The following is a 24600-nucleotide window of genomic DNA, read 5'->3' on the forward strand; positions in this document are numbered from 1 at the left end:
AAGCGATTTGATGCACGTCATCACCACCCAGAAAGAACTCGAGACCGCTATTGCCGCTTTCGAAAAGGCGGAATTCGTCACCGTCGATACCGAATTCATTCGCGAAACGACCTTCTGGCCGATCCTGTGCCTGATCCAGATGGCAGCGCCCGGGGTGACCGCGCTGATCGATCCGCTGTCGCCCGACATCGACCTGAAACCGTTCTTCAGGCTGATGGCCAACGAGGCGATCGTCAAAGTCTTCCATGCGGCGCGCCAGGACATCGAAATCATCGTGCATCTCGGCGATCTGGTGCCGCATCCGGTGTTCGACACCCAGGTCGCGGCAATGGTCTGCGGCTTCGGCGACAGCGTCTCCTACGACCAGCTGGTGCAGCGCATCACCGGAGCGCGGCTCGACAAGTCCTCGCGCTTCACCGATTGGCGCCACCGTCCGCTGTCCGAAAAGCAGCTCGACTACGCGCTCGCCGACGTCACCCACCTGATCGAGGTCTACAAGCATCTCAGCGCCGAGCTGGTGCGGGAAAACCGCGCCCACTGGCTGAACGAGGAGATGGACGTGCTGACCTCGCGCGAGACCTACGATCCGCATCCCGAGGATGCCTGGAAGCGGCTCAAGATGCGGCTGCGCAAGCCGCAGGAACTGGCGATCGTGCAGGCGGTGGCCGCCTGGCGCGAACGCGAAGCGCGCGAGCGCGACGTGCCGCGCGGCCGGGTGCTCAAGGACGATGCGATCTACGAAGTGGCGCAGCAGGCGCCGCGCGACGCTGCGGCGCTGAGCAAGCTGCGTACCACGCCGAAGGGCTGGGAGCGCTCGTCGACGGCGACGGCACTGCTTGGCGCGGTAAACGCTGCCCTTGCCCTGCCCAGGGAAGAGATGCCGAAGCTGCCGAAGAGCTTCCAGCCGCCGGAGGGGTCAAGCGCCGCGGCGGAGTTGCTGAAGGTGCTGCTGCGGATCGTTGCCGAAAAGGAGGGCGTCGCATCCAAGGTACTCGCCTCCAGTGACGACATCGACCGCATCGCTGCCGAGGGCGAGGAAGCCGACGTGCCGGCATTGCAAGGCTGGCGGCGCGCCGTCTTCGGCGAGGCCGCGCTCAAGCTGGTGCGCGGTGAACTCGCCATCAGGTTCGACAAGCGCAAGATCGCTGTATTCGATTTGTAGCCTTGAGCTTGCTCAGATCAAGCCGAGCAGATGCAGCGCTAGCCATATCCAGCCAAGTGCAAGAACTACCGCGCCCAGGTAGAATGCCCTGCTGCGCAGGATTAGCCGATTCCTGGTCAAGTGGACCGACGCGTGAAGATAGCGGGAGACGACAAAGATCCACATCAGAGCCAAGGTCAGATAATTGACGCCATTGGTCACGTGCAGCGTCAAGCATAAGACGTAGAAAAGCACCTGCAGTTCGAACTGGTTGCTCAGATTGTCGGCGACGGTGATACTGGACCCAGGCTCCGTCGAGCGCGTCTTGAACTGGCCGGTCTTGGCTTCGCCCGACCTGACCGCACCATAGCGGCGCCGGCCCATTACGATATAGACGATATAGACCAACAGCACCTGCGCCAGGATCGGCCAGAAGATCGCGGTCTGGTTCAAGACGCCCCCTATCGTTGTCACCCAACCTTCAAGGCCGTTTCTGAGCCATCAGAGTGAAAGCCGCAATGACAGTCACTGGTATCGCCAGTAGGGCGAATTTGGTGACGATCAGCGCCGAGGCGAAAGATAGTGAATCCGGATTGGCCGACAGAAAATCGGACAAAAGACGAGCCACGGCGATATTCTGGGCATAGTCGGTAAGCAGGTAGGGCAGCACCAGCACAACCGCGAATATCGACTGGGTTTGCGCAGGCAGTGCACGGAAATTCTTCAGCCGCCGGCCCGTGGCCAGGATCAGGCTGACCATCGTCAGCGATAGCAGCGCCGGAAAAAGCAGGTCGAAGGTCAGGTAATGCCAGACGAGAATAATTTCGCTGCCGCGCCGGCCGAGGGCTGTTAGCCAGGCCATGCCCTCATCCGGGGTGAAACCGGTATAGCGCATGTCGAGCGACGGCAGACCGCCGCTCAATCGGCGAAAATAGAGGAACTCCATCGCCGTCATGATGATGAAAACCGCCACGGTGGCGGTACAGAGTGCGGCCGCGTGGCGCGACAGCCGCAGGATCATTGCCGCCAGATTGCGCCAAAGCGCATGGCGATCAGGCTCCGCCAGGATAATTCGGGCTTTCGCGGGTAATCGTGACGTCATGGGCGTGGCTTTCACGAAGTCCGGCATTGGATATCCGCACAAAAGTGGCGCGCTCGCGGAAATCGGCAAGGTCGCGGCCACCGACATAACCCATAGCGGCTTTCAGGCCGCCTGCAAGCTGGTGCAGCACGCCAGACACAGGTCCTTTGTACGGCACCTGCCCTTCGATGCCTTCCGGGACCAGTTTCAGCGTGTCGCGCACCTCGGCCTGGAAATAACGATCGGCGGAGCCGCGCGCCATCGCGCCGACCGAGCCCATGCCGCGATAGGCTTTGAAGGAGCGGCCCTGGTGCAGATAGACCTCGCCCGGGCTCTCGTCCGTGCCGGCCAGCAGCGAGCCGATCATCGCCGCGCTGGCGCCGGCGGCCAGTGCCTTGGCGAGATCGCCCGAATATTTGATGCCGCCATCGGCAATGACCGAAACGCCGGATTTCTGCGCCGTCTCGACCGCCGACATGATCGCCGAGAGCTGCGGCACGCCGACGCCGGCGACGATGCGGGTGGTGCAGATGGAGCCTGGTCCGATGCCGACCTTGACCGCGTCGGCGCCGGCATCGATCAGCGCCAAGGTGCCTTCCGCGGTGGCGACGTTGCCGGCCAAGATGCGAACCGAGTTGGACAGCTTCTTGGCCCGCGTCACCGCATCCAGAACGCGCTGCGAATGACCGTGCGCGGTGTCGATCACCAGAAGGTCGACGCCGGCGTCGATGAGGCGCTCGGCCCGTTCGAAACCGTCATCGCCGACGCTGGTGGCGGCGGCGGCGCGCAAGCGCCCCTGCGCATCCTTGGTGGCGTGCGGGTTGAGCTGCGACTTCTCGATGTCCTTGACCGTGATCAGCCCGACGCAATTGCCGTCCCGATCGACCACAACAAGCTTCTCGATGCGGTGCTGATGGAGCAGCCGCTTGGCCTCGTCCTGATCGACGTTCTCCTTGACCGTGATCAGGTTCTCGCGGGTCATCAGCTCATAGACCTTTTGCGCCGGATCGGACGCGAAGCGGACGTCGCGGTTGGTCAGGATGCCGACGAGCCGGCCGACCGTGTGGCCGCCGGTGCCGCCGTTCTCGACCACCGGAATGCCCGAAATGCTGTAGGTGCGCATCAGACCCAGCGCATCGGCAAGCGTCGCCTCGGGACCGATGGTGACAGGGTTGACCACCATGCCGGACTCGAACTTCTTCACCTGCCGCACCTGCTCGGCCTGTTCGGCCGGCGAGAAATTGCGGTGGATGACGCCAATGCCGCCGGCCTGGGCCATGGCGATGGCGAGCCGCGCCTCTGTGACCGTGTCCATGGCGGCCGACAGGATCGGCACGTTGAGGTCGATGTCACCTGCGATGCGGGTGCGGATGTCGGTCTCGCCGGGCATGACCTCGGAATGACCCGGCTGCAGCAGCACGTCGTCAAAGGTCAGCGCCAATGCGCCGGTGGACGTCTCGATGATTTTTGCCATGGCCAGCCCTCGGAATGCAGGAAAGGCGCTCGCCCTGATGGACAGCGCCGACTCGTCTTCTTCCCTTTCAGGATTGGCGCTGGCTCGTAACACGTCCCGTGGCCGTTGAAAAGCCGATGGTTGTGTAGTGGCAAAGCTGCATTTGCCGCAGGTGATGCAAGACTTGCGGTCGCACAAACGTGACAGCAAATTAATGCGACATTCGGGCCCAGCCATGATAACCGCCCTACCTGTCGGTTTGGCCCCCAAGGCCGGCAAGAATCGCGACGCGCATTTCAAGACCGGATCCATCGTGAACCGCACCATTCCGCTTATCCTGGCGGTCGCTCTTTTCATGGAAAACATGGATTCGACCGTCATCGCGACATCGTTGCCGGCGATCGCCATCGACATCCACACCAGCCCGATCGCGCTCAAGCTGGCGCTGACCGCCTATCTGGTATCGCTGGCGATCTTCATTCCGATAAGCGGCTGGATGGCCGACCGCTTCGGCGCCAAGAATGTCTTCCGCGCCGCGATCGCCGTGTTCATCGTCGGTTCGGTCGCGCGCGCCATTTCCAATTCGTTGCCGGCTTTCGTGGTGTCACGCTTCCTGCAAGGCATTGGCGGCGCCATGATGACGCCGGTCGGGCGTCTGGTGCTGGTACGCGCGACGCCGAAAAGCGAGCTCGTTGCCGCCATGTCGTGGCTGACTGTCCCGGCTCTGGTCGGCCCCCTGGTCGGCCCGCCGGTCGGCGGCTTCATCACGACCTATTTTTCCTGGCACTGGATTTTTCTGATCAATGTGCCGATCGGTTTGATCGGCATCTGGCTGGCCACGCGTTTCCTGCCGAAGACCGACGCCGCGCAGACGCCGCCGCTCGATCTCATCGGTTTCGTGCTGAGCGGGCTGGCGGCATCGGGCATTGTGTTCGGCCTGTCGGTGGTCAGCCTGCCGGCTCTGCCGCCAGTTGCCGGCTTTATCACCGTTGCCGTCGGGCTGGCATCGGCGGTGCTTTACCTGCTGCACGCGCGCCGCGCCAAGAATCCGCTGCTGGCGCTCGAGCTGTTTCGCAATCGGGTGTTCCGCTCGTCGGTGCTCGGCGGCGGACTGTTCCGCATCGGCATTGGTGCCGTACCTTTCCTGTTGCCGCTGATGTTCCAGATCGGTTTCGGGCTGACGCCGTTCCAGTCCGGCATGATCACCTTCGTCTCGGCGATCGGCGCCATAGGCATGAAATTCGTCACTGCCCTGATCTTCAGGGTCGCCGGCTTCCGCCGGGTGCTGATTTCAGGCTCGCTCATCGCTGCCGCGTCCATCGCCATCAACGGCCTGTTCACACCCGACACGCCCTATGGGCTGATCCTCGCCATGCTGCTCGCCGGGGGCTTCATCCGGTCGATGTTCTTCACCGGCATCAATGCGCTTGCCTACGCCGAGATTTCGGCCGCCGACACCAACAAGGCCACGCCGATCACGGCGGTGTTCCAGCAGTTGGCGATCGCACTCGGCGTGGCGCTGGCCGGCGGCATCCTGGAAGTGTCGACCAATATCCATGGCGGCCCGCTGACGCTGAGCGACTTCCACACCGCCTTCTTCATCGTAGCGGCGGTGTCGGCGGCAGCCTCGCTGTCGTTCATGCGGCTGGCGCCGGACGCCGGCAATGCCGTGTCGGGACATGGCAGGTTGACGCCGCCGAAGACGCTGGAGCCGGTGAGCCCGCCGGGGAGTTGAGGACCCCTTCCCTTCTCCCCTTGTGGGAGAAGGTGGATCGGCGCGCAGCGCCGAGACGGTTGAGGGGTGTTGGAAGAAATGAGGCGATGATAACTGCAAGCGTGTTGCCAAGCTGGAACACCCCTCATCCGACCTCGCTTCGCGAGGCCACCTTCTCCCACAAGGGGAGAAGGAAAGGGCGCTACCCCTTAAAATCCTTCGCCAATAAATAAAGCTCCACCGACTCGTCGCGCGAGGCCGGCGGCTTGACGTGGTGGACCGAGCGGAAATTCCGCTTCAGCCTGGCCAGCAATTCGTTTTCGGCGCCGCCCTGAAACGTCTTGGCGAGGAAATGTCCGCCAGGCTTCAATACCGACAGCGCGAAATCGGCCGCCACCTCGCAAAGATGCATGGTGCGGATGTGGTCGGTCCGCTTGTGGCCGGTGGTGGGTGCAGCCATGTCGGAGAGCACGATGTCGGGCTGGCCGCCCAGCGTCTCGGCCAGCTTTTCGGGTGCCTGCGGATCGAGGAAATCCATCAGCAGCACCGGCGCGCCCGGCACGGCGTCCATCTCGAGATAGTCGATGCCGACGACGTTCGGGTGTTCCGCGGTCGACTTGGTACGCGCGGCGGCGACCTGGCACCAGCCGCCGGGTGCCGCACCAAGGTCTATCACCTTCATGCCGGGCTTGAGCAAATGGTGCTTGTCGTCGATCTCGATCAGCTTGTAGGCGGCGCGCGAGCGATAGCCGTCGGCCTTCGAGCGCTGGACATAGGGATCGTTGATGTGGCGCTGCAACCAGCGGCGCGACGATTCCTTCAAGCCGCTTTTCTTCTTGATCTTCGTCTTCAGCACGCGAATGCCGGCGGAGCTCGGTCTTTCCGGTTTTTTGGTCATTGCCGGCCCCGCCCGCTGTTGCGCCAGACGCCGTCATCGGCCATCAATTCGCTCAGTATGCCCTCGCGCAGGCCACGGTCGGCGACACGCAGCCGCTCCGACGGCCAGACGGCACGGATCGCCTCCAGTATGGCGCAGCCGGCCAGAACCAGGTCGGCGCGGTCGGCGCCGATGCAAGGGTTGGCGACGCGCTGCTGGAAATCCCAGCCGACCAGTTTTTCGACCATGCGGTCGACGCTGTCGCGATCCATCCACAGCCCGTCGACGCGGCGGCGGTCATAGCGTTCGAGGTCGAGATGAACGCCGGCCAGCGTCGTCACAGTGCCCGATGTGCCGAGCAAATGGAATTTCGGGCTGGACAGGAGGTGGCTCAGCCGATCGCGCCCGTCGAAGGCGCGCAGCCGCATTGCGACATCCTCGACCATGGCGCCAAAGATCGCGCGCGTCACCGTGCGGCCGCCAAAACGCTCGGCCAGCGAGACGACGCCGACCGGCAGCGACGTCCACGAGACGATGTGGTTGGCAAGCCTTGGCGAGCGCTGACCGGTGAGGTCGATCAGCGCAATTTCGGACGAGCCGCCGCCGATGTCGAACAGCACGACGCCTTGCGTGTCGCGCTCGACCAGCGAGCCGCAGCCCGACACCGCCAGCCGCGCCTCGGTCTGGCGGTCGATGATCTCGAGCTTCAGGCCGGCCTCGCGCTCGACGCGCTCGAGGAACTCGACGCCGTTGGCGGCGGTGCGGCAGGCCTCGGTGGCGATCAGCCTGGCCTTCCTGACCTTGCGGTTGCGCAACTTGTCACCGCAGATCTTCAGCGCCTCGACCGCGCGGTCCATTGCGGCGCCGCCAAGCCGACCATTGGCGGTAAGGCCCTCGCCCAGCCTGACAATGCGCGAGAAGGCATCGATGACGCGGAACTGGCCATGGCGCGTCGGCACCGCGACCAGCAGGCGGCAATTGTTGGTGCCGAGATCGAGCGCCGCAAATACCGGCAATTCCTGCAGCGGTGGCGGCGTGCGGGCACCTTGCTCCGGCCTTGGCGAGGCTGGAGGCAATTGCGCGATCGAGGACTGGGGCGCGATCGAAGCCGCTGGCTGGGGCGGGCGAGCGGCCGGGGCCTCGCCGGCGGCGGACACCGAAGTGCCTGATATCACCGGACGAGCCTCGTCGCGTGCGAAAACCTTGCGCCCGCGCCGCCGCTTGCGCCGTTTCTTGGGTTTGCCGTTCTGATGCGGGCCGTTCTGGCCCTTGTGGTCGTGGGACGTGTCGCCAGCCTGTCCATTGCCGGACCGGGGCTGCACCTGACGGCCGTAGCGTCCGGTGGATGGGCTTGCCTGGCCGGACGGCGTCGGCGAATCCCTGGACACGCCCACTTCCGGCGCGCCAGCGCCGGCTTCGTGGTCTTCCACTGTCGTTCCTTCCGGCGCCGCGCGAACCGAGATCGGACGCAGCAGGCGCTTTTACATGTTCAAGTTGTCGCCAGACTATCAGCGCCGGGCCGGATCACCAAGAGCGCTCGCGGCGAATTTTGCCGGCGGCGTGAAGGCGGCGACGTCGGTGATCCCTTGTCCCCTGGGGAGAAGGTGGCCGAGCGAAGCTCGGTCGGATGAGGAGTGCCGGAAGGATCGCGGCATTGAAGATGTAACCCCTTCAAATCATTTTATTTTTTCGAGCCGAGTTCCTTCCGGCACCCCTCATCCGGCTCGGCGCTGCGCGCCGATCCACCTTCTCCCACAAGGGGAGAAGGGAAGGCGCGAGCGCCACAACGCGCCTTCCCGGTTGAATAGCCGGCTTCAATGAGGCATTTCTGAAATGAACCATTCGGGACTGCGGGCGGTTTGCCTGCTGCGAACCGGAAAACGGGGTACGGGCTGCAACGCATGATCGTCAGGCCATGAACTGGAGGCGTTATTTCTGGCCCGTGATCGGCATCGCCGCGGTGGTGTTCTCGCTGTGGCTGCTGCTGCACGAATTGCGCGGCATCTCGCTCGACGATGTCTGGGCCGGCATAATCGCCATCCCGGCGCGCGGCTGGGTGCTGGCGGCGCTGAGTTCGGTCATCGCCTATGCCTCGCTCGCCGGTTACGACCACATCGCGCTGCTGCACATCGGCAAAAAAGTCTCGTGGCTGTTCGTCACCTTCTGCTCGTTCACCACTTACGCGCTGTCGCACAATATCGGCGGCTCGGTATTTTCTGGTGCGGTGATCCGCTACCGCGCCTACGGCACCAAGGGCCTGACCGGGCAGGATGTCGGCGTTCTGGTGGCGATTTGCTGGATCACCTTCGTGCTGTCGACACTGTTCGTCTCAAGCATCGTCCTGCTGCTCGAGCCCGAGGTGATCGACCGGTTTTCCGGCACGCCGCATCACAAGCTGTCGCAAGCCGCAGGGCTCGCCATGCTGCTCGTGGTGGCGGCCTATGTCTTCGGCAGCTGGCTGCATCTGAGGCCGCTGAGGATCGGCAGCTTTCAGTTGCACTATCCGGCGCTGCCGATCGTGGCGCGGCAATTGCTGGTCGGCCCGATCGAGCTGCTGGCGGCGGCGGCGATCATCTTCTTCGCCCTGCCCGTCGCCGGCAATCCCGGCTATTTCGTCGTGCTCGGCGTCTTCCTGGTGTCGTTCTCGATCGCGCAGATCTCGCATGCGCCGGGCGGGCTCGGCGTGTTCGAGGTGGTGTTCCTCGCGGGCTTGTCACATATGGATCAGGTCGGCGTGCTGGCAGCGCTGCTGGTGTTCCGGCTGTTCTACCTGATCGTCCCGCTGCTGATCGCGCTCGGCGTGGTGCTGTTCTTCGAGCACTCGCAATACAGTCGCAGCGAGAGTTGAAGTGCCGGAAGACGATGATTGAGCCCCAACACAGGGTTGACTATTTTCCGGCGGCGGCTACAAGGCACGCGCGGCGACGTCGCCGCCCTGCCCGTGTGGTTTTCAACAGCCGCGCCTGCTGGGGAATAGGTTAACGGTAGACCCACGGACTCTGACTCCGTTAGTCCTGGTTCGAATCCAGGTTCCCCAGCCAGCTTCTTTTTTTCAATAGAAACAATTACTTAGATCATTCCCGAAAATGGCATGTGTTACAACCATGCGGATGATCCGCATGGTATTCTATCCGCATCATTCGGACCGGGAGGTGGCATGAATCTTCGATGGTCAATAAACCTGCTTGAGGACGGCGCTGTCGTCACTCAGGAAGGCGAATATCTCGGAACTTGGGGAATCGATGAGTCGGACGCGATATATGAATTCACGCCAGACGGTGCAGCTGAGCCGTTGCTGTGCAGTGGATTTGTGAAGTTCCTATGCGATAGCATTGAACAATGGCACAGCCTGCAACAGAGCGGCGGCGCGTGAGCCACTCGCGATCGAAGCTGTCAAGTGCCTGCGTCCGCGCACGACGTTGATCCTTATACTTGCTGGACGGCTGAGCACACTACATCTAGGAATTACGGTGACAGTGCACTTTTTACCATGTCGCCCCGTGTCTAGATTGACCGCATGGTGCACCTTGCCCGCGTTCCCGCCCTGCCGCATCCCCGGACCGTACGGGCGAGCCAAAGTGTTTTCACGTCCGAAGACTATGTGTTCCGCAAGAACTGCTCATCGAGTATTGCCGCGTCGCCGATGTCGCGGTTTTTCGATGCACCCGGGGGCCGAGAGTATCGCCGGGCAAATCGGCAAAGCCGAGAAACCCGGAAACGAGCCAGGCGGCGAAAAGAAAATAGTGCACCGGAATTACGGTGACGGTGCACTTTTTACCATGTTCGCCCCGCCGCATCGTGTAACCTTGCCCGCGTTCCCGGTCTGCCGCAGCACCGTACAGGCGAGCCAAAGTGTTTTCACGTCCGAAGACTATGCGTTCCACAAGGACCGCTCATCGAATATTGCCGCGTCGCCGATGTTGCGGTTATCGATGCTGGGGGATGCGGCAGACCGGGAACGCGGGCAAGGTGCACCATGCGGCGGGAGCGACATGGTAAAAAGTGCACTGTCACCGTAATTCCGCATGACAACCACCGCAAAATGCGGGTCTGGATGATGACCTCTGGCAGCCAAACCCCGTCCGCGTTAGAATGGGACAGGGGGACATTCACCAACCCAGCAAGGGAGGTCCGCCATGAAAGTCAAAGACGCAATGCATAAGGGTGTCGACTGGGTCAGCCCCGAAACCGCTGTCACCGAACTGGCGAAAATGATGCGAGCCCAGGATATCGGGTCGATTCCCATTGGAGAGAACGACCGACTGATCGGAATGGTGACCGACCGCGATATTGTCTGCAACGGACTGGCAGAAGATGGTTTCGACGGCCGCATCGCAACGGCGCGCGATGTTATGACGGCCGGCATTCACTGCTGCCGCGAAGACGACGATCTGGCCAAGGCCGTACGGCACATGGAAGAACTGAAAATCCGCAGGTTGCCGGTGATCAACAAGAATATGCGGATGGTCGGCATCCTTAGCGTCGGCGACGTCAGTCAGTCGGCACCGAGGGAACTGGTGTCCGAATACGTCAAGAGCGTTTCCGCCCACCACCACTGAAGGGCGGCTCGCCCGTGCGCTAAGGCCTCAGTCTGCCGCCGCGCTGGCCACAGCGCGCCGGCAGAAATGTCCGGTCATCGAGGCCGTGGCGCACCGGAAAAGCCCGCCGGCCGAAGCCGGCTGGAGCGTCTGCAGTCGCCAGAGTGTGGGTAACTTTATGCAGCCTTCAGGTTAATCACCCGCATCACTGCGACCGCTGTTCCGTTGTTCGTAGCAGCCTCCTTCGTGCTACCCTTGCCGCAGCTCCATACGTCACCCTCCTTGGCCGTGAACTGCATGTCTCCGGCCGTGACCTGCAGCTCGCCTTCAGTGACCGTGCAGACCATATCGTCGGCCATGACATCCCCGAGCGGGCTAGTTGCCTTTGGCTGGTAGACGACGTCTTCCATGGCAATTTTCTTGTACCCCTTGATATGGGAGTCTCGTGTTCCCAGTTCGACGAGCCGAACGCCGGGAAAAATCTCTTTGCCATCAGTCGGACCGTAGGTCTTGGCCGCTACCGGAATGGGCTTTGCGACCAATAGCGGGGCCGCCAACGAGGTGGCACCAAGGGCGAGAGCATTACGTCGAGTCATCTTCATAACATCCTCCCTGAGTTAGTTCGCCCGACCGGGCGAACCTGATATTTTACGCGCCCGTTCAGCCAAATAGTCAAAACACAATTGGGCAAGCCAACGCCTGGCCTGCGCGCGTTCTGGCGTGCCGCTGTCCTACACCGCCGAAGTGCTTCGCGCGTCTTGGCGGCTCGCTGCGGCTGGCTGCGCATGGCCTGCCTGCCACACCTCTTGACTGTCCGAGCGGGTTAGATACTTTTTGCTGCGTGCCTTGAGAAAAGCGGTGCCGGGCACCTTGGTCAGCCGCGTGATAACCGACGAATGGGTGAGCCCTCACGTCGAAGAGAAAGAAGAAACAGCACCAGCTCTTGCTGGCCGCGCTGCCTAAAGCGAAACCGAAAATGACCTAGATTGTTGATGCGACGCGGGAAATTGGCCGCTAAGGATGAATTACGGTGACAGTGCACTTTTACCATGTCGCCTCCGCCGCATGGTGCACCTAGCCCGCGTTCCCGGTCTGCCGCATCCCCAGCACCGTACGGGCGAGCCAAAGTGTTTTCACGTCCGAAGACTATATGTTCCTGCTGATCGAGTATTGCCGCGTCGCCGATGTCGCGGTTTTCAATGCGCCCGTGGGCCGAGAGTATCGGCGAGCAAATCGGCAAAGCCGTGAGAACCCGGAAAACGAGGCAGGCGGCGAAAAGAAAAATGGTGCACTGTCACCGTAATTCCTAAAACCTCTCCGGCAAGCTTCTACTCCCCGACAATGGACGTCGGCGGGCGTGCCGAGGTTATCGGATCGGCATGACGAAGGACGATCCTCCACGCGCCTTCCTCGCGCCGGAATATGGTGGTGACCCGAAGCGCAATCGGCACCAGTTTGTTGCCACCACCGACCTTGGATTGGAACCGCTCGACCTCGATGATGTATCCCAAGTCGGCTGTCGCATACTCCGAGATGCGCTCAAAACCGATGGCCTTGCCGTGCCGGTAATTGGTGGCGGCCCGTTCCATGGTCTCAGCGGCCTTTCTCCATCCCTTCGCCGGCGGGCCAAAGGGATTGGCAATAATGACGTCGTCCTGTCGCGAATAGAGGTTTTTCAGGGGCTCAGGATCGCCCTTTACGAAGGCATCCAGAGCCAGATGATCCTGCTCGATAAATTTCGTCAGGTCGGAGGCTAACATCTTGACACCGCCCCATGACTAAAAAGAGAACTCTATCAAGCGCTTCATACGCCCTTCGCCTTGCCGTAGGCATTCGAGCTGGTGTCCCGAGTATAGATCAGAATTACGGTGACAGTGCACTTTTTACCATGTCGCCCTCGCCGCACGTGCACCTTGCCGGTGTTCCCGGTCTGCCGCATCCCCAGCACCGTACGGGTGAGCCAAAGTGTTTTCACGTCCGAAGACTATGTGTTCCACAAGAACTGCTCATCGAGTATCGCCGCGTCGCCGATGTCGCGGTTTTCGATGCCCCGTGGGCCGAGAGCATCGCCGAGGAAATCGGCAAGGCCGTGAGCCCGGGAAAACGAGGCAGGCGGCGAAAAGAAAATAGTGCACCGTCACCGTAATCCGCTCACAGGCCTCTAGCTGTGGCGGCGCCTTCACTAGACGGTGGAAACTATGACTGCCGTGAAATCGGTAGGCGGAAATACCCTTCCACTTGTGTCCTGAGCTGACTGCATCACGACGATGTATTCCGATCCAACCTGCTTGATCCAATAGCTACTCGTTACATGAGGAACGTTATGACAGTGAGATACTATTGGCACAAAATGCCCTTTGTACTTTTCTGCAATTTCAAATGATAACACATTGTTTTCCCATTTCACATTTGCCGAATGTTCCGCGAGCTGACCTTCCTTTATTCTGGCTGACGCAAGAATGACAGACATAATTACCCTCCCAGTTAACCATTAGACTTAGACCCGATTACAGACCAATGACACGCTGGTTTCTAGGAGGAACGGTATTTGCGTTCCACACCGAACCAACAACGAATGCTCAACCCCTAGTATCTTCCGCACGCTCGACAGCGCCGCCTCATTCACCTCGATATAGGCGACGATGTACCACTCGCCGTTTTCTTCCCTGGCCATGCCCATCGGCTCGGCCCGCCATTTGAGCGCACCGTGGTGCGGCATGAAGTAGGTTTCCTGGATGCCGCCGACTGCGCTGAGGCCCTCGTCGAGAGCGTATTCCATCACCGCGCAGCACAGCTGCGTCAGCGTGCCCCTCAGTCCAGCAGTTCGTTTATCGGGAACGACGAATGTGCGCGTCCATTCGGCCCAATCGGGACGCCTCGGGACGCCCGATCTTTCGCACATGTGAGAAAAGACCTCCGAGACCATATGCGGCTCGCTCGTTGGGATCAATCGAGCCGAAGTCACCACACGACCATCTTCGATACCGAGCAGGTAAGTCGCCGCGTCTGTATCGAATTGGTCCAGCTCGCGACCGTCCGGGCTTGGAGGGCGCCAATGTTTCTGGTGCACGAAAAAGTCGTGCCGGCGGCGCAGAAACTCGTCGAATTCGTTTTCATAGAGATGCTTGTTATGCGCATTGACTACGTGGGCCGTTATCATGGCGCGATCCCCCGATCGTTCTCAACGGGATACTCGCAGTCGCGCTAATATACGTCACCTGTCCGATGGGACAGTTGACGCGTTTAGGGGTGGATCAGACGCCGGCGCACCGCCTCGACGACCGCCTGCGTGGTCGTTGCGACGCCAAAAGCCTCGCGAGCCCGTGTCGAGTGCCATTTGACCGTGCGCTCGGTCAGGCCAAGGATCTGCGAGGTTTCCGATGAGGTCTTGCCAGCCGCGGCCCACAAGAGCACTTCTTTTTCGCGGTCGGTCAGCACGCCCTCGTGGTCATCGTCGTCATTCGCCAAGGCCTGGATCGACATGCCCGCGTATACCGCCATGGTCACCAGTTGCACCTGATGGCGCGGCGACAGGGTGCAGGACTTCGTGGAAGACGCAAACGACAGCACGGATTGCCAATGATGAACGCTGAGCATCGGTACGGCGAAGCCGCTACAGATGCCGAACTCTGTCGCCTCGCCGGCAACGCGTCGCGAGCCCTGCGTATCCGACCACTTTGCCGGGACTTCGGACCAGAGGAACGGCTTCAAGGTCTTTGCCGAGTAAACGCAAACGCCGTCGACGGCGGCATGATCGGCCTCGACATAGCGCTCGAACCAGCCGGCCGGCCAGCCATTCAGTTCGACCATCGGTGCAAGCTTCTGGCCACCAAGCGGCACGCCGCTCAGGATAAGGTGCTCGAAGCCGAGATTCCTCACGGTTTCAAGCAGGTCGCTCAGCAGCGGCCCGGTAGCTGTGTGTTTCCTGCAGCGTTCGACAAAGTCGAACACATCTGAATCGATCATGACAGAGACCCCCGTCTCCACGCCGAAAACAAAGTTTAACTCAAATTAGCAACTTCGAATACTCCCAATAAGTGTGTCCGCGACGCAGGACGCGTGGACCAAAATCAGCTAAATCAGCCAGACGTGATCAGCGAAGCAGGACCACCAAGCATGACGCCAGCATTGCCGAAACGAAACGAGCCGTTCCGGGCTGGCGAAACTGCGCTGCTGCTGGTCGACATGCAACGGGTCTGGCTGGAGCCGGGTGCCGATCCGGCGCATCCGGAGCGCGGTTCCGACCACTATTTCTACCGGCAGACGGCGTCGCAAACGATCCCCAACCAGGAGCGCCTGCTGGCGGCGGCGCGGGCCAACGGCGTCGAGGTGATCCATACCATCATCCAGAGCCTGACCGAGGACGGCCGCGACCGCTCGCTCGACCACAAGCTGACGCCGATCCATATCGCGCCGAGCCGGCCGGAGGGGCTGCCGGTGCCGTCGCTGGCGCCGGTCGGCGACGAGATCATGCTGCCGAAGACATCGTCGGGTGTCTTCAACTCGACCAACATCGATTATGTCCTGAAAAACCTCGGCGTGCGTTACCTGGTCGTCGCCGGCATCATGACCGACCAGTGCGTCGACATGGCGGTGCGCGATGCCGCCGATCGCGGCTATCTCGTCACCTGCGTATCGGATGCCTGCGCCGCCGCCACGCGGGAGCGCCATGATGGCGCGCTCGAGGCTTTCGGCGGCTATTGCTGGGTCGCAGATACCGCCATCGTTACTGCCCGTTTCGAAGCCTTGGGAAAAGCTGCATGACCGTCGAACCGCTGGTTGCCGTCGTCACCACCGATCTTTCGGCGATCACGCGCGGCCGCTCCGTCGTCGAAAGCAGGCTGCAGAAGATCGCCGCGACCGGCGTCGGCTGGCTGCAGGCCAATCTGTCGCTGACGCCGTTCAACTCGATCGTCGATCCCAATCCCTGGGGTTCGTCCGGCGATGTGCGGCTCGTTCCCGATCTCAACGCGCGGTTCCGCACGGCGCTGACCGGATCGGCGACGCCCTTCGACACGGTCGCCGCCAACATCGTCGAACTCGACGGCAGCCCGTGGGTCGGCTGTACGCGGACCATGCTCAAGGATGCGCTTACTGAGTTGAAGGCAGCGGCCGGGCTTTCCGTCATCGCCGCCTTCGAGCATGAATTCCATATCGAGGGCGACTTCGGCCCGGCTCATTCGATGTCGTTGGCAGCACTGCGCCGCGCCGACCCGTTCGCCGCCAATCTGATGGCGGCGCTGGCGGAAGCCGGCGTCGCGCCCGAAGTGGTGATCGCCGAATTCGGCACCGACCAGTTCGAGGTGACATGCGAGCCGGCCGATGCGCTCGCCGCGGCCGATCGCGCCGTCGCCATCCGCGAGATCACGCGCGAAGTCGCGCGATGTGCCGGCTGGCGGGCGAGCTTCGCGCCCAAAACCGCGCCCGATGCCGTCGGCAACGGCGTCCACATCCATTTCAGTTTCGTCGACGAGGCCGGCAAGCCGGCGACCTACGATCCGGCCCAGCCTGGCGGCCTTTCCAGCCGTGCCGCTTCGTTCTGTGCCGGCGTGCTGCGCCACCTGCCCGCGATCACCGCCATGACGGCGGCGAGTGTGTCGTCCTACTACCGGCTGAAGCCGCATAGCTGGAGCTCGTCCTACACCTGGCTTGCCGATCGCGACCGCGAGGCGAGCCTGCGCATCTGCCCGACGGTGACGATCGGCGGGCGCGATCCGGCGCGGCAGTACAACATCGAATACCGGGCAGCCGACGCCACGGGCAATCCATATCTATCGCTGGCGGCGATCGTGCGCGCCGGGCTGGAGGGGCTGAAGGCCAAGCTGCCGGCGCCGCCGCTTGTCTCGGGCGACCCGACGCAGATGAGCGGTTCCGAGCGCAAGAAGCTTGGCCTCGTGCGGCTGCCGGAAACGCTGCCTGCGGCACTCGACGCGCTCGTTGCCGACAAGACCGTCACCGGATGGTTCGCGCCGGTGTTCGTCGAGACCTTTGTCGGCCTCAAGCGGCATGAGACCGAGCGCCTCGCTGGTCTCGACCCAGTGGCGGTCTGCGATCTCTACCGGACGCTGTATTGATGGCTGAGCCGCTTGCTAACGCCATCCTACCGGAAGGTTGGCTTCCAGCGGTCGAAGCAATCAACGAAACGGGGCGTTCCGATATCGTTTTGATATGCGAGCACGCTTCCAATCATATTCCGGCAGAGTATGCGCGGCTCGGTCTCGACAGCAGCCATTTGCAGCGCCATATCGCCTGGGACATCGGCGCCGCCGAAGTGACTCGTGTTCTGTCAAGACTGCTCGACGCTCCGGCTTTCCTCAGCTCCTATTCGCGGCTTTTGATCGATCTCAACCGGCCGCTTGGTTCCAGCGGCAGCATTCCGGTGCTATCGGAAGGCACTGACATCCCCGGCAATGTCGGCCTCGATCCGGAGGAACGAAGCCGGCGTGCCGAAGTCATGTTCGCGCCGTTCCATGACCGCGTGGCCGCCCACCTCGATGGCCGGGCGAAGCAGGGCAGACCGACGCGGATCGCGACGATCCACTCCTTCACGCCGGTCTTCCTCGGCATTGCACGGCCCTGGCACGCCGGCGTGCTTTACGATCGGGCAGTCGATTTCGGCCAGGCAGTGCTTGCCGGCCTGCGCGCCGACAGTGCACTCAACGCCGCGGCAAACGAGCCCTACGTGATCAGCCGCGACGGCGACTACGCCATACCGGTCCATGGCGACGATCGCGGCATTCCCGCGGTCCTTATCGAGATCAGGCAGGACCTGCTGGCGAGCCGCTCCGGCATCGAGCAATGGGCGAAGCGGCTGGCGGCGGCGTTGCCGGCGCAGACACAGGCTTTGTGAACAAGCTCGGCTCAGTAGCGCAACGCGAGAGCCCCGAGCCGTCGGTGAAAAGCCTCCACGCGTCCTCAGGAGAAGATTTCCGCCAAGTCTTCGACGCTGGTGCCTTCCTTGACTTGCCGCAATTCGACATAGCTGACCGCTGCGGCGATCGACAATACGACTTGCTCGGCTGCGCCCCGCAAGGCGTCCAGGAAGAACCCGAGCGTAATGCCTAAGGAAGATAGGACGCGGTCCGACGCAAAATTGATTGCGACCGAAGCCACGAATAGGGGAAACCAGAGACCGAGCAGACGCCAGCGGCTCCCCTTGGAAAGGTCGCGGCTGCGGCCCAAACTCGCGAATACTCCCAAACGTTCCTGTATCAGAACCGGTATCGCTACAACCCAGAGAACCAACCACAACAATCCCGGAACGATGAGCAGCACGAGGCCGACTGTGAAGCCGATGTTGACAATCAGCGAAATGCCGATTGCCGGCAGCAGGAGCGCCAAGGCTGTCCCCATACAATCTCGCATCGACGGCCGCTTGCCGCTCAAATCCTCGATCGCAGCGCGCGTCAGCACCGCCTCCAGGAAAGCCATAAGGACCACATAGCCGATCGCGCCAACGACCGTGAGCACGAGCCGTTGAACCGAGAATTCCGCAACGCCATGCTCGATATTCGTAACGGATTTCCAGAACCAGAGCGCAAACACGAATCTGGGCAAGGTGTAGAAAATCAGGGCAAGCCCGAGGCAGAGCGCGAGATTGCGGCCGATGACCGCAAAGCTGGCGCCGAAAACCCTGCCGATACGAAATGTGTTGGGCTGGTCCAGCGTTATTGACGCCACGATATTACCTATCCAGTCCAGACCGATCCTGACGCGATGAAGGCAGCAAATCCCTTGCCGCTACGAGAAGATTTCCGCCAAGTCTTCGACGCTGGTGCCTTCCTTGACTTGCCGCAGCTCGACATAGCTGACTGCCGGGGCGATCGACGTCACAATGGATACGATCGCTGTCACCAGGGCGCCAAGAAATATGCCGGTGGTTAGGCCAAAGACCATGATCGCACGGCTGAGCACGGCCTGGATCAGCACCACAGCTATGAACAGGACAATCCAGAATCCGAACAGAGCCCAGCGGCTTCCTTTGGTAAGTTCCCGGCTGCGCTTCATGCTGCCGAAGACCCCCAGTCTTTCCTGAACCAAAACAGGCACAGCGACAGACCAACGAAGCCACAATATGATGCCGGGAACGAGCAGAAGCATCGCGCCGGCGGCGGCGCCGAGGCTCACCAGCACCGCGATGCCTATCACCGGCAGCAGGAGAGAGATTGCCGTCTTGAGGCAATCGCCAATCAATGGTCGCTTGCCGTTCAGATCCTCGATCGCGGCACGCACCAGCGCCGCCTGCAGGATTGCCGACAGTGTCATGGAAACCAACACGCCAACGATCGTGGCAGTGATTCGTTGGACTGAGAACTCCGGAACGCCAGCCTCGACGTTGGTCGCCCATTTCCAAATCCAAAGCTGGTAAAGAAGCGTAGGCAAGCCTGAGAACAGCATGGCCAATCCAAGGCAAAGCACTGGATTGCGGCTGATGACAGCGAAGCTGTCGTTGAAAACCCTGCCGATGCGAAATTTGTTCGGCCGTTCCAGTGTCACTGATGTCATGATGCTTCCCCCTGCCTCACCGCCGCATGGCTGGCGGCCCCGGTGGTAAATCTGCCAAGATTGGTGGTCGCCGTCCAGCCCACTTGCAATTGTTCCGCTGCATTGTCAGTGTCGGCTGGGAACCACAGGTTGCAGGGGAGCGGGTGGCGGTGGCACAGCCAGGCACAGCGGAAGCCGAACGGCTGACCAATCTGCACAAGCAGCTGATCGCCGACGAATCGATCCAGTTCGACCTGCCGGCCTATGTGCCGCCGAAGCCGCCCGAGTGGCTGAAACCGCTGCAGGATTTTTTGTCGTGGCTCGGTCCCTACATGATCTATCTGTTCTGGGGGGCGGTGATATCGGGCGTCGCAATCATCCTGCTTCTGGTCTTCCTTGAGGTGAAAGGCATCGCCTGGCGGCTGCCGTGGCAGCGCGCGCGGCCGGAAGTCGAAGACGAAGAAACCTGGCGCCCAGACGCCGGCGCCGCGCAGATCCTGTTGTCGCAAGCGGATGCGCTGGCCGCACGCGGCGACTATGACGAGGCGGTTCACCTTTTGCTTCGGCGCAGCGTCGCCGATATCGCCGGCCGGCTGCCGGACTTCCTGCGCCCGTCGCTCACCGCGCGCGACATCGCCAATGCCCCTTCCCTGCCGGGAAGGGCACGCCATGCGTTTACCGAGATCGCCCGCATTGTCGAGGCGGCGCTGTTCGCGCGCCGGCCGGTCGGCGCGGAAGGCTGGCGGCAGGCGCGCGGCGCCTATGAACGTTTCGCCTTCCGGGATGCCTGGACGTGAGTGCACCGACGGTCGAGGCACAGGAGCCGTTCAATCGAAAGACACTGTTTTGGGGGATTTTCGCCAGCCTCCTTGCGGCGGCCGGTTTTTTCCTGCTGTCCACCTATGCTCCCGATTTCCGGCAACCCGGCAATGGCGGCGCCACGCCGCTATCGAAAAGCGGCGTCGGCTACGCCGGCCTGGCGGAATGGCTGCGGCTCACCGGCGAAGCGCCCTTGATGGCGCGGACCGAAGACGATCTTGCCAGAGATATACTGCTGATCGTCACCATCTCGCCCGATAGCGATCCGGAGGCGCTCGACCACATCCTCAATCTTCGCCAGGATCAGAACACGCTTTTCGTGCTGCCCAAATGGCAGATCCTGCCGCTGCAGGGGCATGAAGGCTGGAACATGAAATTCGGGCGATTGCCCGGTTCGGTGGTGAACGAATGGCTTGGCCGCATCGCCGATGCGAAGATCGGTGCCGGCCAGAGCACGGCAAAGCAACTCGACATCGAAGGCAACATGGTTGCCGCACCCGAAGAATTGCAGTGGGTGGCCGACAAGTACCCTCTCATCGCAGCCGGCAATGACAAGGCTGTGCTTACCGAACTGAACGACAAGCCGTTCTATATCCTGACTGACCCCGACCTGATCAACAACGCCGCCCTCAAGGATCCCGAAAAGGCGGCAGCCGCGCTCGGGCTGATTGCCTTGCTCCAGCCCGACGACGGCCTGGTGATGTTCGATCTGACGCTGCACGGCGCGGGGCGGAAGTATGATCTGGCCAAGCTTCTGGTCGAGCCGCCGTTCCTGGCGCTGACACTGACGATCCTGATCGCTGCGGCGCTGGCGTTCCTACATGGCCTTGGCCGGTTCGGCCCGCCGCGTATCGACCAGCGCGCGATCGCCTTCGGCAAGCGTGCGCTGGTCGATACGACGGCGATGCTCATGCGGCGTGCCGGCCGGCTGGACGAGCTGGGAGGCCGCTATGCGGCCTTGATGCGGGTGCGCGCCGGCGCGCTGCTCGGCGCACCGCAAGGGTTGCAAGGCAAAGCGCTCGACCACTGGCTCGACTCTCGCGATAAGGAGCAAGCTGGCGGCTTCACGACGCGCTCGCAAGCGGCCGGCGAGGCGAAGAATCTGACGCAGATGCAACAGGCAGCAGAACGGCTGCATGACTGGACGGCAAGGAGGCTCGGTGAACGTCGATGATGTGAAGGCCCTGGCGACACGGATCAGGGAAGAAGTGGCCAAGGCGATCACCGGGCAGCACGATACGGTCGACCTGATGCTGACCGCCTTGTTTGCGGGCGGGCATATCCTGCTGGAAGGTCCTCCGGGCACGGCCAAGACAATGACGGCGCGCTGCTTCGCCCAGGCGCTTGGGATCGCCTACGGGCGGATCCAGTTCACGCCGGACCTGATGCCCGGCGATATCGTCGGGTCGAACATCTACAACTTCCAGACCGGGCAGTTCACGCTGACGCGCGGCCCGATCTTCTGCGATCTCCTGCTCGCCGACGAAATCAACCGCACGCCGCCCAAGACGCAGGCCGCACTGCTCGAGGCGATGCAGGAACATGCGGTCACCTTCGACGGCACCACGCATTCGCTCGGCCGCAATTTCATGGTCGTCGCGACCCAGAATCCGATCGAGCACCAGGGCGTCTATCCGCTGCCGGAGGCGCAGCTCGACCGCTTCCTGTTCAAGCACCACGTCAGCTATCCCGGCCCGGAGGAAGAACGAGCCATTATCGTCCATCACGGCGGCGGCTCCGCCTCGCACGACATCGCGCAATATGGCATCGAGGCGCAGACGGATCGCGAAACGCTGCAGGAGGCCCTTGAAGTCGTCGGCTCCGTCACCCTTGTCGACAATGTCGTCGGCTACATAGCGGCGCTGGTTCGGGCTACGCGCGAAAATGCCGATCTGGAGGTCGGGGCCAGTCCGCGCGCCGGCGCCATGCTGGCGCGGGCGGCGCGTGCCCGGGCGGCGCTGGACGGACGCGCTTATGTGATCCCCGACGACGTCAAGGCGCTGGCGGTGCCGGCGCTGCGTCATCGCGTCATCCTTTCGCCCGCCGCACAGATCGATGGCCGGCTGGTCGAGCAGATCGTCTCCGACCTGGTCGACCAGACGGAAGCACCACGTTGATCTATCCCAGCGGCCGAGCGGTATGGGCAGCTGCGGCCGGCGCGGTGCCGGCCTTCCTGGTCGCGCTGGCACTGCCGTCGTTCTGGTATCTGGGGTTGCTGTGGAGTTGTCTGCTGCTTGCCTTCCTGGCGGTGGATGCAGCGGCCGGACGCGGGCGGGCATCGCTGAATGCCAGCATCGATGCGCCGCAGCAGGTCGGTGTCGGCGGCGAGTTCGGCGTGCAAATTGCCGCCCGTCACTCGCGGCCGCGCGCCGCGGAGGCCCGCGTCGGCCACGATGTGCGGCTGGCGCCGGTGGACGGCAGCGGCGGGGCCTTGCCAACCGGCGGAGGCGGCTCGCTCGACCTTCGCTTCCAGGCGCTGCGGCGCGGCGTCGCCAGCTTCGACCGTCTCTGGGTGCGCTGGCGCGGGCCGTTCGGGCTGGTCTGGAACCAGGTCGTCCTGCCGGTGGAAAGCAAGGTTGCGGTGCTGCCCGACGTCAGCAGCGCTCGCGGCGAGGCAATCACGCTGCTGCAACATGCGGCGCTTGCCGAAGGCCATGCGCAGCGCCGCGCCGGTCAAGGCCGCGAGTTCGACGCGCTCAAGGATTACCAGCCGGGCATGGGCCGGCGGATGATCGACTGGAAGCGCAGCGCCCGCCACGGCAAGCTGTTGGCGCGCGAGTTCCGCATCGAGGAGAACAACAACATCGTGCTGGCCATCGACAGCGGACGCCTGATGTGCGAACCGGTTGACGGTGTGCCGAAGGTGGACCGGGCGGTGACGGCCGCCCTGCTGTCGGCATTCATCGCGCTGAAGGGCGGTGACATGGTCAGCTTGTTCGGCTTCGATGCAAGGCCGCGCGTTTCGAGCGGCGCGGTGCGCGGCCCCGCCAGCTTTGCGATGATCCAGAAACGGGCCGCCGAGATCGACTACTCCAGCGAGGAGACCAATTTCACACTGGCATTGACGACGCTGGCGGCGCGGCTCGACCGCCGCTCGCTGGTCATCATCTTCACCGATTTCGTCGATTCGATCAGTGCGGAATTGATGCTGCGCACCGTGGGCCGGCTCACCGAACGACATCTCGTGCTGTTCATGATGATGAAGGACACCGAACTGGAGGGCCTGGCCGACCTGCCGCCACGCTCCGGCGAGGATGTTGCCCGCGCGGTCGTTGCCGGAGGGCTCTTGCGCGAAAGGCAGGTCGTCATCGGCCGGCTGCGCCTGCTCGGGGCGCATGTGATCGAAGCCGACCACAACCGGCTCGGTCCGGCGCTGGTCGAGCGCTATCTGCAGTTCAAGCAGGAGGATTTGCTGTGACGGCGCCGGTACGCGGCAATGCGATGCGCGGCGACGCGGTACGCCAGTCGCTGGCCAGCTTCCGCCGCGAGCGCGAGGCCGACTGGAAGGCATTCGAGGCGCTGCTGGCGCGTGTCGAGAAGCGTGCGCCGCGGACGCTTTCCGAAGAGGAGCTGCTGTCGCTGCCGCTGCTCTATCGATCGGCGCTGTCTTCCCTTTCCGTGGCACGGGCGACCTCGCTCGACAACGCGCTGGTCGCCTATCTCGAAGCACTGTCGCTGCGCGGTTATTTCTATCTCTATGGCGCACGCCGCGGGCTGCGGCAGCGCCTCGCCGATTTCTTCCTGCATGACTGGCCCGAAGCCATTCGCGACCTGTGGCGCGAGACATTGGCGTCGGTCGCGCTGATGGTGATCGGCATTGGTGCAGGCGCCTGGCTGGTGGCATCCGACAAGAGCTGGTTCGACGCGATCATCCCGCCCGGCCTGGCAGGAGGCCGCGGCCCCGACACCTCGGCCGAGCTGCTGCGAGGCATGCTTTATGATGGCGACAATGGCTTTCTCTCAGGCTTTGCCGCCTATCTGTTCACGCACAACGTCCAGGTCGCAATCCTGGCCTTCGCCCTTGGCTTCGCCTTCGCGGTGCCGACGGTGCTGCTGATGCTGTACAACGGCTGCATGATCGGGGCGTTGTTCCAAGTCTACTGGTCCAAGGGGCTTGGCATGGAGCTCGGCGGCTGGCTGGCCATCCACGGCACCACCGAATTGTTCGCGATCTCTTTGGCCGGCGCGGCGGGCATGCGCATCGGCACCAGCATCGCCTCTCCCGGCGAATTGACACGCATGGCGGCAGCGGCTCGCGCCGGACGCATCGCCGCGAACGCCATGGTCGGGGTCTCGGTCATGCTGCTGTTTGCCGGGCTGCTCGAGGGTATTGGCAGGCAGACCATCACCAGCGACGTCACGCGCTACGGCATTGGCGGTGGCATGCTGGTGCTGTGGATCGGTTATTTCTACCTGTTCCGGGCGGTGCGGCATGGCGATCGCTAAACGCGCCGCATTCGCGGCTATACGGCCGCTGATCACGCCCGAAGGCG

General features: G+C 62.7%; 26 protein-coding genes and 1 tRNA gene. 15 read left to right on the forward strand and 12 right to left on the reverse strand.

Annotation, left to right across the window (positions count from 1 at the left end; translation table 11 throughout):
• Positions 1-10 precede the first annotated feature (10 nt).
• Entirely contained in the window at positions 11-1162 is a 1152-nt protein-coding gene (gene rnd, locus NKI29_RS11695; RefSeq protein WP_023674454.1) for a ribonuclease D, read from the forward strand.
• 12 nt (positions 1163-1174) lie between these two features.
• Here the strand turns inward: rnd and NKI29_RS11700 are convergent, their stop codons facing one another.
• The 3 genes from NKI29_RS11700 to guaB are packed head-to-tail and all read right to left on the reverse strand — an operon-like array spanning position 1175 to position 3696.
• Positions 1175-1594 (reverse strand): MAPEG family protein, encoded by a 420-nt coding sequence (locus NKI29_RS11700; RefSeq protein ID WP_352571486.1) that lies wholly within the window; start codon positions 1592-1594, stop codon positions 1175-1177.
• A gap of 28 nt (positions 1595-1622) precedes the next feature.
• A complete protein-coding gene (locus NKI29_RS11705) occupies positions 1623-2162 on the reverse strand; it encodes a hypothetical protein (RefSeq protein ID WP_352571507.1) in 540 nt (179 codons plus the stop codon).
• 31 nt (positions 2163-2193) lie between these two features.
• A complete protein-coding gene (guaB, locus tag NKI29_RS11710; RefSeq protein WP_352458563.1) occupies positions 2194-3696 on the reverse strand; it encodes an IMP dehydrogenase in 1503 nt (500 codons plus the stop codon).
• Positions 3697-3988: 292 nt separating this feature from the next.
• Between guaB and NKI29_RS11715 the strand changes: the two genes are divergently transcribed.
• Complete coding sequence (locus NKI29_RS11715) at positions 3989-5410, forward strand: MFS transporter (protein WP_352796302.1); 1422 nt, start codon at positions 3989-3991, stop codon at positions 5408-5410.
• 181 nt (positions 5411-5591) lie between these two features.
• Here NKI29_RS11715 and NKI29_RS11720 read toward each other — a convergent pair whose 3' ends face one another.
• Both NKI29_RS11720 and NKI29_RS11725 read right to left on the reverse strand, forming a co-directional pair.
• Positions 5592-6287: an RlmE family RNA methyltransferase gene (locus NKI29_RS11720; RefSeq protein WP_023674449.1), complete on the reverse strand. Its 696-nt coding sequence runs from the start codon at positions 6285-6287 to the stop codon at positions 5592-5594.
• Positions 6284-7696 carry a Ppx/GppA phosphatase family protein gene (locus NKI29_RS11725; protein ID WP_352571487.1) on the reverse strand — a complete coding sequence of 471 codons (1413 nt, stop codon included), beginning with the start codon at positions 7694-7696 and terminating at the stop codon, positions 6284-6286. The genes NKI29_RS11720 and NKI29_RS11725 overlap by 4 nt, the downstream gene beginning before the upstream one ends.
• A gap of 485 nt (positions 7697-8181) precedes the next feature.
• Here NKI29_RS11725 and NKI29_RS11730 point away from each other — a divergent pair, with 485 nt between their 5' ends.
• The 3 genes from NKI29_RS11730 to NKI29_RS11740 all read left to right on the forward strand — a co-directional run bounded on the left by NKI29_RS11730 (position 8182) and on the right by NKI29_RS11740 (position 9639).
• Complete coding sequence (locus NKI29_RS11730; protein WP_352571488.1) at positions 8182-9114, forward strand: putative bifunctional lysylphosphatidylglycerol flippase/synthetase; 933 nt, start codon at positions 8182-8184, stop codon at positions 9112-9114.
• Positions 9115-9233: 119 nt separating this feature from the next.
• A tRNA-Gln gene (locus tag NKI29_RS11735) sits at positions 9234-9307 on the forward strand.
• Between the two features lie 116 nt (positions 9308-9423).
• Positions 9424-9639 carry a hypothetical protein gene (locus tag NKI29_RS11740; protein WP_352571489.1) on the forward strand — a complete coding sequence of 72 codons (216 nt, stop codon included), beginning with the start codon at positions 9424-9426 and terminating at the stop codon, positions 9637-9639.
• A 211-nt stretch (positions 9640-9850) separates the two neighbouring features.
• Here NKI29_RS11740 and NKI29_RS11745 read toward each other — a convergent pair whose 3' ends face one another.
• Positions 9851-10150 carry a hypothetical protein gene (locus NKI29_RS11745; protein WP_352571491.1) on the reverse strand — a complete coding sequence of 100 codons (300 nt, stop codon included), beginning with the start codon at positions 10148-10150 and terminating at the stop codon, positions 9851-9853.
• 252 nt (positions 10151-10402) lie between these two features.
• Here NKI29_RS11745 and NKI29_RS11750 point away from each other — a divergent pair, with 252 nt between their 5' ends.
• Complete coding sequence (locus NKI29_RS11750) at positions 10403-10825, forward strand: CBS domain-containing protein (protein ID WP_023674444.1); 423 nt, start codon at positions 10403-10405, stop codon at positions 10823-10825.
• A gap of 155 nt (positions 10826-10980) precedes the next feature.
• Here the strand turns inward: NKI29_RS11750 and NKI29_RS11755 are convergent, their stop codons facing one another.
• On the reverse strand, positions 10981-11406 hold the full coding sequence (locus NKI29_RS11755) for a hypothetical protein (protein WP_352571492.1): 426 nt from the start codon (positions 11404-11406) through the stop codon (positions 10981-10983).
• Between the two features lie 548 nt (positions 11407-11954).
• On the opposite strand from NKI29_RS11755, the gene NKI29_RS11760 reads away from it, so the two are divergent.
• The gene (locus tag NKI29_RS11760) at positions 11955-12107 is read left to right on the forward strand and encodes a hypothetical protein (RefSeq protein ID WP_352571493.1); all 153 of its coding nucleotides are present in this window, start codon (positions 11955-11957) and stop codon (positions 12105-12107) included.
• A gap of 25 nt (positions 12108-12132) precedes the next feature.
• Here the strand turns inward: NKI29_RS11760 and NKI29_RS11765 are convergent, their stop codons facing one another.
• From NKI29_RS11765 to NKI29_RS11775, 3 genes are all read right to left on the reverse strand, one after another.
• Positions 12133-12564, reverse strand: coding sequence for a YybH family protein (locus NKI29_RS11765; RefSeq protein WP_023674442.1), 432 nt, complete (start codon positions 12562-12564; stop codon positions 12133-12135).
• 737 nt (positions 12565-13301) lie between these two features.
• Entirely contained in the window at positions 13302-13964 is a 663-nt protein-coding gene (locus tag NKI29_RS11770; RefSeq protein WP_352571494.1) for an acyl-homoserine-lactone synthase, read from the reverse strand.
• Between the two features lie 83 nt (positions 13965-14047).
• Complete coding sequence (locus NKI29_RS11775) at positions 14048-14770, reverse strand: LuxR family transcriptional regulator (protein WP_352571495.1); 723 nt, start codon at positions 14768-14770, stop codon at positions 14048-14050.
• Between the two features lie 150 nt (positions 14771-14920).
• Between NKI29_RS11775 and NKI29_RS11780 the strand changes: the two genes are divergently transcribed.
• Genes NKI29_RS11780 through NKI29_RS11790 form a run of 3 tightly spaced genes read left to right on the forward strand, consistent with a single transcriptional unit; the run spans position 14921 to position 17654 of the window.
• Complete coding sequence (locus NKI29_RS11780) at positions 14921-15568, forward strand: cysteine hydrolase family protein (protein WP_352571496.1); 648 nt, start codon at positions 14921-14923, stop codon at positions 15566-15568.
• Complete coding sequence (locus tag NKI29_RS11785; RefSeq protein ID WP_352796303.1) at positions 15565-16878, forward strand: type I glutamate--ammonia ligase; 1314 nt, start codon at positions 15565-15567, stop codon at positions 16876-16878. The genes NKI29_RS11780 and NKI29_RS11785 overlap by 4 nt, the downstream gene beginning before the upstream one ends.
• On the forward strand, positions 16878-17654 hold the full coding sequence (locus NKI29_RS11790; protein ID WP_031211164.1) for an N-formylglutamate amidohydrolase: 777 nt from the start codon (positions 16878-16880) through the stop codon (positions 17652-17654). Before NKI29_RS11785 ends, NKI29_RS11790 begins: the two co-directional genes overlap by 1 nt.
• A 65-nt stretch (positions 17655-17719) precedes the next feature.
• Here NKI29_RS11790 and NKI29_RS11795 read toward each other — a convergent pair whose 3' ends face one another.
• Entirely contained in the window at positions 17720-18349 is a 630-nt protein-coding gene (locus NKI29_RS11795; RefSeq protein ID WP_156937262.1) for a hypothetical protein, read from the reverse strand.
• A gap of 195 nt (positions 18350-18544) precedes the next feature.
• The gene (locus NKI29_RS11800; RefSeq protein WP_245274617.1) at positions 18545-19201 is read right to left on the reverse strand and encodes a hypothetical protein; all 657 of its coding nucleotides are present in this window, start codon (positions 19199-19201) and stop codon (positions 18545-18547) included.
• Positions 19202-19458: 257 nt separating this feature from the next.
• Here NKI29_RS11800 and NKI29_RS11805 point away from each other — a divergent pair, with 257 nt between their 5' ends.
• Genes NKI29_RS11805 through NKI29_RS11825 form a run of 5 tightly spaced genes read left to right on the forward strand, consistent with a single transcriptional unit; the run spans position 19459 to position 24553 of the window.
• On the forward strand, positions 19459-20085 hold the full coding sequence (locus tag NKI29_RS11805; RefSeq protein WP_352590445.1) for a DUF4129 domain-containing protein: 627 nt from the start codon (positions 19459-19461) through the stop codon (positions 20083-20085).
• A complete protein-coding gene (locus NKI29_RS11810) occupies positions 20082-21281 on the forward strand; it encodes a DUF4350 domain-containing protein (protein WP_023674433.1) in 1200 nt (399 codons plus the stop codon). The genes NKI29_RS11805 and NKI29_RS11810 overlap by 4 nt, the downstream gene beginning before the upstream one ends.
• On the forward strand, positions 21268-22224 hold the full coding sequence (locus NKI29_RS11815; RefSeq protein ID WP_352755170.1) for an AAA family ATPase: 957 nt from the start codon (positions 21268-21270) through the stop codon (positions 22222-22224). The genes NKI29_RS11810 and NKI29_RS11815 overlap by 14 nt, the downstream gene beginning before the upstream one ends.
• Entirely contained in the window at positions 22221-23525 is a 1305-nt protein-coding gene (locus NKI29_RS11820) for a DUF58 domain-containing protein (RefSeq protein ID WP_352755168.1), read from the forward strand. Before NKI29_RS11815 ends, NKI29_RS11820 begins: the two co-directional genes overlap by 4 nt.
• Entirely contained in the window at positions 23522-24553 is a 1032-nt protein-coding gene (locus tag NKI29_RS11825; RefSeq protein WP_352724518.1) for a stage II sporulation protein M, read from the forward strand. Before NKI29_RS11820 ends, NKI29_RS11825 begins: the two co-directional genes overlap by 4 nt.
• The last annotated feature ends 47 nt before the right edge of the window (positions 24554-24600 follow it).

The organism is Mesorhizobium sp. M0678 (assembly GCF_040320505.1).
In the GTDB taxonomy this organism is placed as follows: Bacteria; Pseudomonadota; Alphaproteobacteria; order Rhizobiales; family Rhizobiaceae; genus Mesorhizobium.

What these genes read in the sequence shown, in the direction of transcription:
- NKI29_RS11800 (WP_245274617.1), bottom strand. Translation starts at nt 19,201, where the DNA reads ATGCTGTTCTCAGGCTTGCCTACGCTTCTTTACCAGCTTTGGATTTGG.
- NKI29_RS11705 (WP_352571507.1), bottom strand. Translation starts at nt 2,162, where the DNA reads ATGATCCTGCGGCTGTCGCGCCACGCGGCCGCACTCTGTACCGCCACC.
- NKI29_RS11780 (WP_352571496.1), top strand. Translation starts at nt 14,921, where the DNA reads ATGACGCCAGCATTGCCGAAACGAAACGAGCCGTTCCGGGCTGGCGAA.
- NKI29_RS11760 (WP_352571493.1), top strand. Translation starts at nt 11,955, where the DNA reads ATGTTCCTGCTGATCGAGTATTGCCGCGTCGCCGATGTCGCGGTTTTC.
- guaB (WP_352458563.1), bottom strand. Translation starts at nt 3,696, where the DNA reads ATGGCAAAAATCATCGAGACGTCCACCGGCGCATTGGCGCTGACCTTT.
- NKI29_RS11770 (WP_352571494.1), bottom strand. Translation starts at nt 13,964, where the DNA reads ATGATAACGGCCCACGTAGTCAATGCGCATAACAAGCATCTCTATGAA.
- NKI29_RS11775 (WP_352571495.1), bottom strand. Translation starts at nt 14,770, where the DNA reads ATGATCGATTCAGATGTGTTCGACTTTGTCGAACGCTGCAGGAAACAC.
- rnd (WP_023674454.1), top strand. Translation starts at nt 11, where the DNA reads ATGCACGTCATCACCACCCAGAAAGAACTCGAGACCGCTATTGCCGCT.
- NKI29_RS11790 (WP_031211164.1), top strand. Translation starts at nt 16,878, where the DNA reads ATGGCTGAGCCGCTTGCTAACGCCATCCTACCGGAAGGTTGGCTTCCA.
- NKI29_RS11720 (WP_023674449.1), bottom strand. Translation starts at nt 6,287, where the DNA reads ATGACCAAAAAACCGGAAAGACCGAGCTCCGCCGGCATTCGCGTGCTG.
- NKI29_RS11750 (WP_023674444.1), top strand. Translation starts at nt 10,403, where the DNA reads ATGAAAGTCAAAGACGCAATGCATAAGGGTGTCGACTGGGTCAGCCCC.
- NKI29_RS11730 (WP_352571488.1), top strand. Translation starts at nt 8,182, where the DNA reads ATGAACTGGAGGCGTTATTTCTGGCCCGTGATCGGCATCGCCGCGGTG.
- NKI29_RS11755 (WP_352571492.1), bottom strand. Translation starts at nt 11,406, where the DNA reads ATGAAGATGACTCGACGTAATGCTCTCGCCCTTGGTGCCACCTCGTTG.
- NKI29_RS11740 (WP_352571489.1), top strand. Translation starts at nt 9,424, where the DNA reads ATGAATCTTCGATGGTCAATAAACCTGCTTGAGGACGGCGCTGTCGTC.
- NKI29_RS11765 (WP_023674442.1), bottom strand. Translation starts at nt 12,564, where the DNA reads ATGTTAGCCTCCGACCTGACGAAATTTATCGAGCAGGATCATCTGGCT.
- NKI29_RS11785 (WP_352796303.1), top strand. Translation starts at nt 15,565, where the DNA reads ATGACCGTCGAACCGCTGGTTGCCGTCGTCACCACCGATCTTTCGGCG.